Source organism: Pseudomonas baltica (assembly GCF_014235765.1).
Lineage (GTDB): Bacteria > Pseudomonadota > Gammaproteobacteria > Pseudomonadales > Pseudomonadaceae > Aquipseudomonas > Aquipseudomonas baltica.
Map to the genome: position 1 here is coordinate 34672 of NZ_JACMYH010000008.1, position 13720 is coordinate 48391.

Annotated in this window: 11 protein-coding genes; 8 read left to right on the forward strand and 3 right to left on the reverse strand. The window is 61.4% G+C overall.

The genetic code is table 11. The features are described from left to right. Positions 1-136: 136 nt before the first annotated feature. The 4 genes from H7993_RS19060 (at position 137) to H7993_RS19075 (ending at position 6284) form a co-directional block, all read left to right on the forward strand. Positions 137-2059 (forward strand): PrkA family serine protein kinase, encoded by a 1923-nt coding sequence (locus tag H7993_RS19060; RefSeq protein ID WP_122477144.1) that lies wholly within the window; start codon positions 137-139, stop codon positions 2057-2059. Between the two features lie 104 nt (positions 2060-2163). Then, positions 2164-3435 carry a YeaH/YhbH family protein gene (locus H7993_RS19065; protein ID WP_122477142.1) on the forward strand — a complete coding sequence of 424 codons (1272 nt, stop codon included), beginning with the start codon at positions 2164-2166 and terminating at the stop codon, positions 3433-3435. Next, entirely contained in the window at positions 3432-4994 is a 1563-nt protein-coding gene (locus tag H7993_RS19070; protein ID WP_185795331.1) for a SpoVR family protein, read from the forward strand. Before H7993_RS19065 ends, H7993_RS19070 begins: the two co-directional genes overlap by 4 nt. A 66-nt stretch (positions 4995-5060) precedes the next feature. Next, positions 5061-6284 carry a multifunctional CCA addition/repair protein gene (locus H7993_RS19075; RefSeq protein ID WP_185795332.1) on the forward strand — a complete coding sequence of 408 codons (1224 nt, stop codon included), beginning with the start codon at positions 5061-5063 and terminating at the stop codon, positions 6282-6284. Between the two features lie 82 nt (positions 6285-6366). Here H7993_RS19075 and folK read toward each other — a convergent pair whose 3' ends face one another. Then, positions 6367-6882: a 2-amino-4-hydroxy-6-hydroxymethyldihydropteridine diphosphokinase gene (gene folK / locus H7993_RS19080; protein ID WP_122477137.1), complete on the reverse strand. Its 516-nt coding sequence runs from the start codon at positions 6880-6882 to the stop codon at positions 6367-6369. Beyond that, complete coding sequence (folB, locus tag H7993_RS19085) at positions 6873-7226, reverse strand: dihydroneopterin aldolase (RefSeq protein ID WP_122477136.1); 354 nt, start codon at positions 7224-7226, stop codon at positions 6873-6875. Before folB ends, folK begins: the two co-directional genes overlap by 10 nt. A 76-nt stretch (positions 7227-7302) precedes the next feature. On the opposite strand from folB, the gene plsY reads away from it, so the two are divergent. Then, positions 7303-7872, forward strand: coding sequence for a glycerol-3-phosphate 1-O-acyltransferase PlsY (plsY, locus tag H7993_RS19090; protein WP_122477134.1), 570 nt, complete (start codon positions 7303-7305; stop codon positions 7870-7872). An 18-nt stretch (positions 7873-7890) separates the two neighbouring features. On the opposite strand, the gene tsaD is transcribed toward plsY, so the two are convergent. After that, on the reverse strand, positions 7891-8916 hold the full coding sequence (tsaD, locus tag H7993_RS19095) for a tRNA (adenosine(37)-N6)-threonylcarbamoyltransferase complex transferase subunit TsaD (RefSeq protein WP_185795333.1): 1026 nt from the start codon (positions 8914-8916) through the stop codon (positions 7891-7893). Between the two features lie 195 nt (positions 8917-9111). Here tsaD and rpsU point away from each other — a divergent pair, with 195 nt between their 5' ends. The 3 genes from rpsU (at position 9112) to rpoD (ending at position 13506) form a co-directional block, all read left to right on the forward strand. Continuing rightward, a complete protein-coding gene (gene rpsU / locus H7993_RS19100) occupies positions 9112-9327 on the forward strand; it encodes a 30S ribosomal protein S21 (RefSeq protein WP_002551877.1) in 216 nt (71 codons plus the stop codon). Between the two features lie 308 nt (positions 9328-9635). Beyond that, positions 9636-11594, forward strand: coding sequence for a DNA primase (dnaG, locus tag H7993_RS19105; RefSeq protein ID WP_185795334.1), 1959 nt, complete (start codon positions 9636-9638; stop codon positions 11592-11594). Positions 11595-11661: 67 nt separating this feature from the next. Then, on the forward strand, positions 11662-13506 hold the full coding sequence (gene rpoD, locus H7993_RS19110) for an RNA polymerase sigma factor RpoD (RefSeq protein WP_185795335.1): 1845 nt from the start codon (positions 11662-11664) through the stop codon (positions 13504-13506). Positions 13507-13720 lie beyond the last annotated feature (214 nt).

Consider the following 13720-nt stretch of genomic DNA (forward strand, 5'->3'; position numbering starts at 1 on the left):
TACACCGGCGCGCGGGTCAATCGGTCAAGGCTACAAGGGTGTTCTGGGGGGTATACGGCCACCACGGGGTTTGGGTGACCGCCAGCATCAACTGAGTGATCCGACGTCGGCTCCACGTATCGAGCGAGGTGACGTCATGAGTATCTTTAGCCACTTCCAACAACGCTTCGAATCCACACGCCAGGAAGAGCTCTCGTTACAGGAGTACCTCGAGCTGTGCAAAACCGACCGCAGGACCTACGCGTCTGCTGCCGAGCGGATCCTGATGGCGATAGGGGAGCCCGAATTGCTCGACACGTCGGCCAATTCCCGGCTGTCGCGCATCTTCTCCAACAAGGTGATTCGTCGCTACCCAGCGTTCGAAGACTTCCACGGCATGGAGGAATGCATCGACCAGATCGTGTCGTACTTCCGCCATGCGGCGCAGGGCCTGGAAGAAAAGAAACAGATCCTGTACCTGCTGGGCCCGGTAGGCGGCGGCAAGTCGTCGCTGGCCGAGAAGCTCAAGCAGCTGATCGAGAAGGTCCCGTTCTACGCGATCAAGGGTTCGCCGGTGTTCGAGTCGCCCCTGGGGCTGTTCAATGCCACCGAGGACGGCGCGATCCTTGAAGAAGACTTCGGCATTCCGCAACGCTACCTGAGCACCATCATGTCGCCCTGGGCCACCAAGCGCCTGGCCGAGTTCGGCGGCGACATCAGCCAGTTCCGCGTGGTCAAGCTCTACCCTTCCATTCTCAACCAGATCGCCGTGGCCAAGACCGAGCCGGGCGACGAGAACAACCAGGACATTTCCGCGCTGGTGGGCAAGGTCGACATCCGCAAGCTGGAGGAATACCCGCAGAATGACGCCGATGCCTACAGCTACTCGGGTGCCCTGTGCCGGGCCAACCAGGGCCTGATGGAATTCGTCGAGATGTTCAAGGCGCCGATCAAGGTGCTCCATCCGCTGCTGACCGCCACCCAGGAGGGTAACTACAACAGTACCGAGGGCCTGGGCGCGATTCCCTATTCGGGCATCCTGCTGGCGCACTCCAACGAATCGGAGTGGCACAGCTTCCGCAACAACAAGAACAACGAGGCGTTCATCGACCGGATCTACATCGTCAAGGTGCCGTACTGCCTGCGTGTCAGCGACGAGATCAAGATCTACGACAAGCTGCTGTTCAACAGCTCGCTGTCCAAGGCTCATTGCGCGCCCGACACCCTGAAGATGCTGGCGCAGTTCACCGTGCTGTCGCGGCTCAAGGAGCCGGACAACTCCAACATCTATTCGAAGATGCGCGTGTACGACGGCGAGAACCTCAAGGACACCGATCCCAAGGCCAAGTCGATCCAGGAATACCGCGACACCGCGGGCGTGGATGAAGGCATGAATGGCCTGTCGACGCGCTTCGCCTTCAAGATTCTCTCCAAGGTGTTCAACTTCGACCCCCACGAGATCGCCGCCAACCCGGTGCACCTGCTTTATGTACTGGAGCAGCAGATCGAACAGGAGCAATTCCCTGCCGAGGTGCGCGAGCGGTACCTGCGCTTCCTCAAGGAATACCTGGCACCGCGCTACATCGAGTTCATCGGCAAGGAGATCCAGACCGCGTACCTGGAGTCGTACAGCGAGTACGGGCAGAACATCTTCGACCGCTACGTGCTGTACGCCGATTTCTGGATTCAGGATCAGGAGTACCGCGACCCGGAAACCGGCGAGATTCTCAACCGCGTGGCCCTCAACGAAGAGCTGGAAAAGATCGAGAAGCCAGCCGGCATCAGCAATCCGAAGGATTTCCGCAACGAGATCGTCAACTTCGTGCTGCGCGCCCGCGCCAACAACAACGGCAAGAATCCGACCTGGCTCAGCTACGAGAAGCTGCGCGTGGTGATCGAGAAGAAAATGTTCTCCAACACCGAGGACTTGTTGCCGGTCATCAGTTTCAACGCCAAGGCCAGCAAGGAGGACCAGCAGAAGCACAACGACTTCGTCACTCGCATGGTCGAGCGCGGCTATACCGACAAGCAGGTCCGTCTGCTGTCCGAGTGGTATCTGCGGGTCAGGAAGTCGCAGTGATCGCGCGGTAGGTTTCAGGCTGCGACAAGCCCAGGCAGGCATCGATGCCCGGGCTTTTCGCTGCTCTCGACTTGTGGCTTGCAGCCCGGCTGCCCGGAGGCCTAATGAGCTATGTGATCGACCGACGCCTCAATGGCAAGAACAAGAGTACGGTGAACCGCCAGCGTTTCCTGCGGCGTTACCGTGACCACATCAAGAAGGCCGTGGAAGATGCCGTCGGCCGTCGTTCCATCACCGACATGGAACATGGCGAGCAGATCAGCATTCCCGGCCGCGATATCGACGAGCCGGTGTTGCAGCACGGCCGCGGCGGCAAGCAGACCGTGGTGCACCCCGGCAACAAGGAGTTCACCGCCGGCGAACACATCGCCCGCCCCCAGGGCGGAGGCGGCGGCAAGGGACCTGGCAAGGCGGGCAACTCCGGCGAGGGCATGGACGAGTTCGTGTTCCAGATCACCCAGGAGGAATTTCTCGAATTCATGTTCGAGGACCTGGAACTGCCCAACCTGGTGAAGCGCAACCTCAGTGGTACCGACACCTACAAGACGGTGCGTGCCGGTATCAGCAACGAGGGCAACCCTTCGCGCATCAACATCATCCGCACCCTGCGCTCGGCCCATGCGCGGCGCATAGCGCTTTCAGGCAGCAGCCGCGCCAAGCTCAAGGCGGCCAAGCTTGAGCTCGAGCGTTTGAAGATCGAGGAACCGGATAATTTCGGTGACATTCAGGCATTGATCGGCGAAATCGAAAAGCTCAGCGCCCGCATCCATCGCGTGCCTTTTCTGGACACCTTCGACCTCAAGTACAACCTGCTGGTCAAGCATCCCAACCCCAGTTCCAAGGCGGTGATGTTCTGCCTGATGGACGTGTCCGGTTCCATGACCCAAGCCACCAAGGACATAGCCAAGCGCTTCTTCATCTTGCTGTATCTGTTTCTCAAGCGTAACTACGACAAGATCGAAGTAGTGTTCATCCGCCATCACACCAGCGCCCGCGAAGTCGACGAGGAAGAGTTCTTCTATTCGCGCGAGACCGGCGGCACCATCGTTTCCAGCGCCCTGAAACTGATGCAGGAGATCATGGCCGCGCGGTACCCAACCAACGAATGGAACATCTATGCCGCCCAGGCCTCGGACGGCGATAACTGGAACGACGACTCACCGATTTGCCGGGAAATCCTCACCCAGCAGATCATGCCGTTCGTGCAGTACTACACCTATGTGGAAATCACGCCGCGCGAACATCAGGCCCTGTGGTACGAATACGAGCGCATCAGCGAGTCGTTCGCCGATACGTTCGCCCAGCAGCAGCTGGTGTCGGCCGGTGATATCTATCCGGTCTTCCGTGAACTCTTCCAGCGCAGGTTAGCGACATGACCGCCAGAGAGCAGAAGCGCCAACCCATCTCCACGGGCTCGGAATGGACGTTCGAGCTCATCCAGACCTACGACCGGGAAATCAGCCGCATCGCCGAGCGCTATGCGCTGGACACCTACCCCAACCAGATCGAGGTGATCACTGCCGAGCAGATGATGGATGCGTACGCCTCGGTGGGGATGCCCCTGGGCTATCACCATTGGTCCTACGGCAAGCATTTTCTCAGCACCGAGAAGTCCTACACCCGCGGCCAGATGGGCCTGGCCTACGAGATCGTCATCAACTCCGATCCGTGCATCGCCTACCTGATGGAAGAGAACACCATCTGCATGCAGGCGCTGGTGGTGGCCCATGCCTGCTATGGGCACAACAGCTTCTTCAAGGGCAACTACCTGTTCCGCACCTGGACCGACGCCAGTTCGATCATCGATTACCTGGTGTTCGCCAAGTCCTACATCATGAAGTGCGAGGAACGTCATGGCATCGATGCCGTGGAGGATCTGCTCGATTCCTGCCACGCCCTGATGAACTACGGTGTCGACCGCTACAAGCGTCCCTACCCCATTTCCGCGGAAGAAGAGCGTCGCCGCCAGGCCGATCGCGAAGAGCACCTGCAGCGGCAGATCAACGATCTGTGGCGCACCATTCCCAAGGGCGCCGACAAGAACCGCGAGGAAGACAACGCTCGCTTCCCGGCCGAGCCGCAGGAGAACATCCTGTATTTCATCGAAAAGCATGCGCCGCTGCTCGAACCCTGGCAGCGCGAGATCGTACGGATCGTGCGCAAGATCGCCCAGTACTTCTACCCGCAACGCCAGACCCAGGTGATGAACGAAGGCTGGGCAACGTTCTGGCACTACACCCTGATGAACGACCTCTACGACGAAGGCCTGGTGACCGACGGCTTCATGATGGAGTTTCTGCAGTCGCACACCAGCGTGGTGTTCCAGCCCGGCTTCGACAGCCCCTACTACAATGGCATCAACCCCTATGCCCTGGGCTTTGCCATGTACCGCGACATACGCCGCATGTGCGAGCACCCGGACGATGAAGATCGCCATTGGTTTCCCGACATCGCCGGCAGTGACTGGCTGTCGACCATCAAGTTCGCCATGAGCAGCTTCAAGGACGAGAGCTTCATCCTGCAGTACCTGTCGCCCAAGGTCATTCGCGACCTGAAGCTGTTCAGCATCATGGACGACGATCGGCGGGACGAGTTACTGGTGCCAGCCATCCACGATGAAAACGGCTATCGCACCATTCGCGAAACGCTGGCGGCGCAGTACAACCTGGGGAACCGCGAGCCCAATGTGCAGATCTGGAGCATCGATCGACGCGGTGACCGCTCGCTGACCCTGCGTCATCAACAACATGACCGCAAGCCACTGGGCGAATCCACCGACGAGGTGCTCAAGCACCTGCACCGCCTTTGGGGGTTCGATATCCACCTGGATACGCTGCAGGGCGATCAGTTGGTCAAGACCCATCACGTGCCACCGCGCAGCGAGCATGCGGACGGCAGCCATGGGCGGATGGACCTCAACGTCGTCCACCTCTGAGGCAGGTGCGTGCGCAAAACCGCCGATGGCTTGGTGTTATCCTTCCGGGCCATCGGAGGTGTTGCAATGAAGATCTATGAAGTGGGTGGAGCGGTGCGCGACCGCTTGCTGGGTATACCGGTCGTGGACATCGATCGCGTGGTGGTCGGTGCCGACGCCGAACGCATGCTCGCTGACGGCTATCGCCCCGTGGGCAGTGATTTCCCGGTGTTCCTGCATCCGCAGACCGGCGAGGAATATGCCCTGGCACGTACCGAGCGCAAGAGCGGACGTGGCTATGGCGGGTTCGTCTTCCACGCCAGCCCGGACGTGACCCTGGAGCAGGACCTGTCGCGGCGCGACCTGACCATCAATGCCATGGCCGAGGACGACGACGGCCGCATCATCGATCCGTACGGCGGTCAGCAGGACCTGAACGAGCGCCTGCTCAGGCACGTGTCCCCAGCGTTCATCGAAGACCCCTTGCGCGTGCTGCGGGTCGCACGTTTCGCCGCGCGCTATGCCGGACTGGGTTTTCGCGTGGCCGAACCGACCCTGCAGCTCATGCGTCAGTTGAGCGAGTCGGGCGAGCTGCAGGCCTTGACCGCCGAACGCAGCTGGAAGGAGATTTCCCGAGCATTGATGGAGGCTCATCCCCAGGTGTTCATTCAAGTGCTGCGCGATTGCAGGGCGCTGGAGCACCTGCTGCCTGAGGTCGACGCGTTGTTTGGCGTGCCGCAGCCGCCGGCCCATCATCCAGAGATCGACACCGGCGTGCATACCCTGAGCGTGCTTGAACAGGCGGCGCGCCATGGCCAGCCACTGAGCGTGCGCTGGGCGTGCCTGCTGCACGACCTGGGCAAGGGCACCACGCGCCCCAGCGAGTGGCCGCGGCATATCGCCCACGAGCAGCGGGGCGTGAAACTGATCAAGGCGGTCAACGAACGCTTCAAGGTGCCCAGGGATTGTCAGGAGCTGGCGGTGTTGGTGGGTGAATATCACACGCACGGCCATCGAGCCCTGGAGCTCAAGCCGTCGACGCTGCTGGAGTTGCTGCAGAGCTTCGATGTGTACCGTCGCCCCGGGCGCTTCGAGGATTTCATCATGGCGTGCGAGATGGACGCGCGTGGACGCTTGGGGTTCGAGGCGCGGGAATATCCGCAGGCGGATTATCTAAGGGGTGCGGCTGCAGCGGCGCGGGGTGTGGCGGTTCAGCCGCTGGTTGCCCAGGGGTTCAAGGGCCAGGCATTGGGGGAGGCGTTGAAGCGGGCGCGGTTGGAGGCACTCAAGGCGTATAAGGCGGGGGTTTGAGGGTGGCCTTGGGGGCCTCTTCGCGGGCAGAGACCCGCTCCCACAGGTGGGGAGCTGTGCTTGTGAAGAAGACGGTGATGATTCAAAGCGTGACGGGAGTCAATTGCTGCCCGCGCCATTCGAATGGAACGGGGGCCAACACCTGATCGATGTTCGACTCGCGCCAAAGCTGGTCAAGACTCACCCCTGCGCCTGGATGCACCAACTCTGGCGCGATCAATGCCAATGGCCACAGTACAAACGCATTTTTCAGAATTTCGGCACGGGGCAGCACCAGTCCGTCGAAGTTACCGACCAGGTCGCCGTACAGCAATACATCGATATCCAACGGCAGACCTTTGCGCTCCGGGGCGTAGCGGCCATTGTCGGCTTCGATGAACTTCAACCGACGATCCAGTGCGGTCAACGGCAAGTCGGTCAGCCCGGTTACCACCAGATTGAAGAACGGGCCGCTCTTGATGCCCACCGGCTGGCTTTCGAATACCGCTGAACAGCGCATGTCCACGAGCAAGGGCGCCAACGCATCGAGCCCCGCACACAGATGACGTTCACGGTCGGTGTTGCTGCCCAGGCCCAGGTAGATTCTATTCAGCGACATCCGCGCTCGATCTCCACACCGACACCTTGCGCCGCCGCGACGGCACCCGGCTTGGTGACCTTGAGCCGCAGCCAGGGAATGCCGAACTCGCTCATCAACAGCTGGGCCAGACGTTCGGCGAACGTCTCGACCAGTTCGAAGCGAGCCTGCGCGGCAAATGCCTGGACGCGCTGCGACACCGTCGCATAGTCGAGGGCCAGGGTAAGGTCGTCGCCAGCCGCAGCCGGGCGGTTGTCCCAGGCGAACACCAGGTCCAGACGCAGGCACTGACGAATGTCACGCTCCCAGTCGTAGGCGCCGATCACCGTGTCGACTTCCAGACCTTCGATAAACACTCTGTCCAAGCACTTCACTCCGCAGCACGACAAGGGCGCCAGGCGCCGTTAGAATCAAGGGTTTCCAGACCCGGAAATAGTAAGCATGTTCTGGTTGCTGGCGCTTGGCGCCTACCTGCTCGGCTCGCTGTCCTTCGCTATCGTGCTCAGTCGCGCGACGGGCACTCCCGACCCGCGAATGAGCGGTTCGGGCAACGCCGGGGCAACCAACATGCTGCGCCTGGCCGGTAAAAAGCTCGCCATCCTCACTCTGCTGGGCGACTTGTGCAAGGGTTTGCTGCCGGTGCTGGCCGCCGCCTGGGCCGGGATGACCCTCGGGCAGCAAGCCTGGATCGGGCTCTGCGCGGTAATCGGCCACCTGTTCCCGCTGTATTTCCGCTTCAAGGGCGGCAAGGGCGTGGCCACCTCCGCTGGCCTGCTGATGGGGCTGTACCCACCCGCTGCACTGCTGGCAATGCTGGCCTGGGCGCTGACCTTTCGGCTCAGCCGCACCAGTTCGCTGGCGGCCCTGATCGCCACGCCCCTGACCCTACCGTTACTGGCCTGGCAGCGCCCTGAGGCGCTGCTACCCATGAGCGTGCTGACGGTGCTGGTGATCTGGCGTCACCGCGGCAACCTGCGCGATCTGTTCGCCGGCCGCGAGCGTCACTTCTGAGCGGGCTGGCCAGCACGTTCAAAGCGGTGGCAACTGCTCCATTGGCCAACGTGCCTGGACACTGATCGCCAGGGTTTCCTGCTGCCCGGCCAACAGCCGCTGACAACCAGCATAGGCGATCATTGCGCCGTTATCCGTACAGAACTGCGGACGGGCGTAATAGACATTGCCACCCAGTTCACCCAGCATTTTTTCCAGGCCCTGGCGCAGCGACTGGTTGGCACTCACCCCGCCGGCGATCACCAGACGCTTGAGACCGGTCTGCTTCAAGGCGCGGCGGCATTTGTAGGTCAGGGTATCGACCACCGCCTGCTCGAAGGCCAGGGAGATGTCGCAGCGGGTCTGATCGCCGTCGTCTCCGGCGCTGCGGCACTCCTGCCAGGTGTTGAGGGCAAAGGTCTTCAAGCCGCTGAAGCTGAAATCCAGGCCAGGGCGGTCGCACATCGGTCGGGGGAAGGTAAAGCGCCCCGCCACACCCTGCTTGGCCAAGCGAGCGATCTCCGGGCCACCCGGGTAATTCAGGCCGATCAGCTTGGCGGTCTTGTCGAAGGCTTCCCCCGCGGCATCGTCCAGGGTCTCGCCCAGCAACGCATACTGGCCGATGCCGTCGACCTGCACCAATTGCGTATGGCCGCCGGACACCAGCAGAGCGACGAACGGAAACTGTGGCGGCTGCTCTTCCAGCATGGGCGCCAACAAGTGGCCTTCCATGTGATGAACGCCCAGAGCCGGTATGTCCCAGGCGAACGCCAGCGCCTGCGCACAGGAGGCACCTACCAGCAGCGCCCCGACCAGGCCGGGGCCGGCCGTGTAGGCGATGGCGTCGATCTCGGTTGCCGCGCAGTCGGCTTCGGCCAAGACCTGGCGGATCAACGGCAGCATGCGTTTGACGTGATCGCGCGAGGCAAGCTCGGGCACGACCCCGCCATAGGCGCGATGCAGGTCGATCTGGCTGAACAGCGCGTCGGCCAGCAGGCCGCGTTCGCTGTCGTATAATGCGACACCGGTTTCGTCGCAGGACGTTTCCAATCCCAGTACTAGCATGGCCAGGCCTTGTGGAGCTCTATTCGAAGGCGCGCATGATAGTCGTCGAACAAGGCACCGACCAGCGGTTTTCGATCAGAGGCTTTGCATTCCTGTCGGGTAAGGGTTAACATCCGCAACCCTTAAAAACCGACGTACTTATGCGCGATTTTGCCATGAGATGTCGACCCCGGTAATGAATGAAGGTAGCTCTGGATGCCAGCCGTCAAAGTTAAAGAGAACGAACCCTTCGACGTAGCTCTGCGTCGTTTCAAGCGCTCCTGCGAAAAAGCCGGTGTACTGGCTGAAGTTCGTAGCCGCGAATTTTACGAGAAGCCGACTTCGGAGCGTAAGCGCAAGGCAGCAGCCGCTGTCAAACGCCACGCCAAGAAAGTCCAGCGCGAACAGCGCCGCGCCGTTCGTCTGTACTAATACACAGACGTTCGTTGCAAGCTTCTGCCTTGCCCGGCCCACAGCCGGGCTGCCGGCAGTTGCAGCAGTACCCCGCCTCAACCGTCAGAACTGGTTTCATCGCCAGATCGTGCGCGTCATTCTGACGAGCCTTGCAAGGCTGCAGACGAGCACACTTATTCCTTTGGCAACGCCCTGCTTCGACTGCTGCCCCCGGGCTCCGTTGAACGTACAGACGTTTCCGATACAGAAATCTGCGCTGCAACACCTGCCAGACCGATTTCCAATGGGTACACTTCCGCTCCTGGGCTGCTGATAAAGAGAACGCCATGGCCGGGCTGATTCCCCAAGGCTTCATCGACGACCTGCTCAACCGCACCGATATCGTCGATGTCGTGCAGTCTCGCCTGCAAATGAAGAAAGCCGGCAAGAACTACACCGCCTGCTGCCCGTTCCACAAGGAAAAGACTCCCTCGTTCAGCGTCAGCCCCGACAAGCAGTTCTATTACTGTTTTGGCTGCGGCGCGGGCGGCAATGCCCTTGGCTTCATCATGGACCACGACAACCTGGACTTCCCCCAGGCCGTCGAGGAACTGGCCAAGGCCGCCGGCATGGAAGTGCCGCGCGAAGACAGCGGGCGCAACAGCAAGCCTCGCCAGCCCACCGACTCACCGTTGTACACCTTGCTTGAAGCTGCCGCGCAGTTCTACCGCATGGCGCTCAAGGGGCATGCGCAACGTCGCGCGGCAGTCGACTACCTCAAGGGTCGGGGCCTGTCCGGCGAGATCGCCCGCGATTTCGGCCTGGGCTTCGCCCCGCCCGGCTGGGACAACCTGTTCAAGCACCTGAGCAGCGACAGCCTGCAACAGAAAGCCATGATCGACGCCGGCCTGCTGGTGGAGAACGCCGACTCCGGCAAGCGCTACGACCGTTTTCGCGACCGCGTGATGTTCCCCATCCGCGACAGCCGCGGACGGGTCATCGCCTTCGGTGGCCGCGTGCTCGGTGACGACAAGCCCAAGTACCTGAACTCGCCGGAAACCCCGGTGTTCCACAAGGGCCAGGAGCTGTACGGCCTGTACGAGGCACGCAAGCACAACCGCAACCTCGACGAGATCATCGTCGTGGAAGGCTACATGGACGTCATTGCCCTGGCCCAGCAAGGCCTGCGCAATGCCGTCGCGACCCTGGGCACGGCCACCAGCGAGGAACATCTCAAGCGCCTGTTCCGCGTGGTGCCCAGCGTGTTGTTCTGCTTCGACGGCGACCAGGCCGGCCGCAATGCCGCCTGGCGCGCACTGGAAGCTGCACTGCCGAGCCTGCAGGATGGGCGCAAGGCGCGCTTCCTGTTTCTGCCCGAAGGCGAAGACCCGGATACCCTGGTGCGCTCTGAAGGAACAGACGCCTTCCGCGCCCGCATCAACCAGCACGCACAGCCGCTGGCCGACTATTTTTTCCAGCAGTTGACCGAAGAAGCCGATCCGCGCTCGCTCGAAGGCAAGGCGCACATGGCGACACTGGCTGCGCCGCTGATCGACAAGGTGCCCGGCGCCAATCTGCGCACGTTGATGCGCAACCGCCTGAGCCAGATCACCGGCTTGAGCGGCGAGGCTGTCAGCCAGCTGGTGCAAAGCGCCCCTGCCACACCGATGCCCAGCCATGATCCACTGGCCGATTACGATTCGATGCCGGGTTATTCGCCCGACTTCAGTGACTTTCATGCGCCGCCGGCCTTCGAACCACAGCAACAATGGACATCGGCCAAGCCAGGCGGGAAGAAATGGGAAGGCAAGCCCTGGAAGGGCAAAGGCAAGCGTGATTTCGAGCCGCGCCCGCAGCCGCGCACGCCGGTGACCGTCGAGCCGCCTACCTTGAGCGCGCTGCGAACCTTGCTGCACTACCCGCAACTGGCGGAAAAGGTCGAGGACGTCAGCCATTTTGCCGATGAAGAACAGGTACACGCGCAGTTGCTGGTGGCATTGCTCGAAGCCCTGCAGAAGAATCCTAAGCTACGCTCTCTGCAGTTGATCGCGCGCTGGCACGGCACCGAACAGGGCAAGCTGCTGCGAGCACTGGCCGAGAAAGAATGGCTGATCGATGCCGATAACCTTGAACAACAGTTTTTCGACACTATAACTAGCTTGTCCGCTCGCCAACGCGAGCGTTGTCTCGAGCATTTGCTCAGAAAATCAAGACAGAGTGAACTGAGCGCAGAGGAAAAGAATCAACTGCGCGAGCTACTCAGCCGCAATGTTCACGCACAAACCCCGACCTCAACTGGCGCGTGAGGTCCTAGCTCGGGTATAATCCTCGGCTTGTTTTTTGCCCGCCAAGACCTTCAGTGGATAGGGTGTTATGTCCGGAAAAGCGCAACAGCAGTCTCGTATCAAAGAGTTGATCACCCGTGGTCGTGAGCAGGGTTACCTGACTTACGCCGAGGTCAACGATCACCTGCCCGAGGATATTTCAGATCCGGAGCAGGTGGAAGACATCATCCGCATGATCAACGACATGGGGATCAACGTATTCGAGAGTGCTCCGGATGCGGATGCCCTTTTGTTGGCCGAAGCCGATACCGACGAAGCGGCGGCCGAAGAGGCCGCTGCCGCGTTGGCAGCGGTCGAGACCGACATCGGTCGCACGACCGACCCGGTGCGCATGTACATGCGCGAAATGGGTACGGTCGAGCTGCTCACGCGTGAAGGCGAAATCGAAATCGCCAAACGTATCGAAGAGGGCATCCGTGAAGTGATGGGCGCAATTGCGCACTTCCCCGGCACGGTCGAGCACATCCTCAGCGAATACGATCGTGTGACCACCGAGGGCGGCCGCCTGTCCGACGTGCTCAGCGGCTACATCGACCCGGACGAAGGCATTGCGCCGCCGGCCGAGGTACCGCCGCCGGTCGAGAAATCGGCCGACAAGGCCGATGGCAAGGACGACGACGAAGAGGAAGCCGACAGCGACGACGAGGACGAAGTCGAAAGCGGTCCGGATCCCGTCATCGCCCAGCAGCGCTTCGGCGCCGTGTCCGACCAGCTCGCCGTCACTTTGAAGGCTCTGAAGAAGCATGGCCGTCACAGCAAGCAAGGCATTGCCGAGATGCTGCTGCTGGCCGAGCTGTTCATGCCGATCAAGCTGGTGCCCAAGCAGTTCGAAGGCCTGGTGGAGCGTGTTCGTGGTGCTCTGGAGCGTCTGCGTCAGCAGGAACGCGCCATCATGCAGCTGTGCGTGCGTGATGCACGCATGCCGCGTGCCGACTTCCTGCGCCAGTTCCCCGGCAACGAAGTCGACCAGACCTGGAGCGATGCCCTGGCCAACGGCAAGGCGAAGTACGCTGAAGCCATCGGTCGCCTGCAGGCCGACATCCAGCGCTGCCAGCAGAAGCTGAGCGCGCTGGAAGCGGAAACCGGCCTGACCATCGCCGAGATCAAGGACATCAACCGTCGCATGTCGATCGGCGAAGCCAAGGCGCGTCGGGCGAAGAAAGAGATGGTCGAGGCCAACCTGCGTCTGGTGATCTCGATTGCCAAGAAGTACACCAACCGTGGCCTGCAATTCCTTGACCTGATCCAGGAAGGCAACATCGGCTTGATGAAGGCGGTGGACAAGTTCGAATACCGTCGCGGCTACAAGTTCTCGACGTACGCCACCTGGTGGATTCGTCAGGCCATCACTCGCTCGATCGCCGACCAGGCACGCACCATCCGTATTCCGGTGCACATGATCGAGACCATCAACAAGCTCAACCGCATTTCGCGGCAGATGCTGCAGGAGATGGGTCGCGAGCCTACGCCTGAAGAGCTGGGCGAGCGCATGGAGATGCCCGAGGACAAGATCCGCAAGGTCTTGAAGATCGCCAAGGAGCCTATCTCCATGGAGACGCCGATTGGTGACGACGAAGACTCCCATCTGGGTGACTTCATCGAAGACTCCACCATGCAGTCGCCGATCGACGTGGCCACCGTGGAGAGCCTCAAGGAAGCCACGCGCGAAGTGCTGGGCGGCCTTACGGCACGGGAAGCCAAGGTGCTGCGCATGCGTTTCGGCATCGACATGAACACCGACCACACCCTCGAGGAAGTCGGCAAGCAGTTCGATGTTACCCGCGAGCGTATCCGCCAGATCGAAGCCAAGGCGCTGCGCAAGCTGCGTCACCCGACCAGAAGCGAGCACCTGCGCTCGTTCCTCGACGAATAAGCTTCTGCGACGAGCACCACCAGAACCCCCGGCCCTGTCGGGGGTTTTGCATCATGGACCGATGGCCTTCAAGTTTGTTATCACCCCCTCTTCCCGCTGGCCGCCGCGCCCGACTACACTGGCCTTTTCTGCGCTGGTCCAACGAGGCTGCCATGCATCGACTGCCGGCACTTGTGCTGCTGACTTCGCTCGCCGGGCCAGCCATCGCCGACAC

What these genes read in the sequence shown, in the direction of transcription:
- H7993_RS19075 (WP_185795332.1), top strand. Translation starts at nt 5,061, where the DNA reads ATGAAGATCTATGAAGTGGGTGGAGCGGTGCGCGACCGCTTGCTGGGT.
- rpsU (WP_002551877.1), top strand. Translation starts at nt 9,112, where the DNA reads ATGCCAGCCGTCAAAGTTAAAGAGAACGAACCCTTCGACGTAGCTCTG.
- folK (WP_122477137.1), bottom strand. Translation starts at nt 6,882, where the DNA reads ATGTCGCTGAATAGAATCTACCTGGGCCTGGGCAGCAACACCGACCGT.
- dnaG (WP_185795334.1), top strand. Translation starts at nt 9,636, where the DNA reads ATGGCCGGGCTGATTCCCCAAGGCTTCATCGACGACCTGCTCAACCGC.
- H7993_RS19060 (WP_122477144.1), top strand. Translation starts at nt 137, where the DNA reads ATGAGTATCTTTAGCCACTTCCAACAACGCTTCGAATCCACACGCCAG.
- rpoD (WP_185795335.1), top strand. Translation starts at nt 11,662, where the DNA reads ATGTCCGGAAAAGCGCAACAGCAGTCTCGTATCAAAGAGTTGATCACC.
- H7993_RS19065 (WP_122477142.1), top strand. Translation starts at nt 2,164, where the DNA reads ATGAGCTATGTGATCGACCGACGCCTCAATGGCAAGAACAAGAGTACG.
- tsaD (WP_185795333.1), bottom strand. Translation starts at nt 8,916, where the DNA reads ATGCTAGTACTGGGATTGGAAACGTCCTGCGACGAAACCGGTGTCGCA.
- plsY (WP_122477134.1), top strand. Translation starts at nt 7,303, where the DNA reads ATGTTCTGGTTGCTGGCGCTTGGCGCCTACCTGCTCGGCTCGCTGTCC.
- H7993_RS19070 (WP_185795331.1), top strand. Translation starts at nt 3,432, where the DNA reads ATGACCGCCAGAGAGCAGAAGCGCCAACCCATCTCCACGGGCTCGGAA.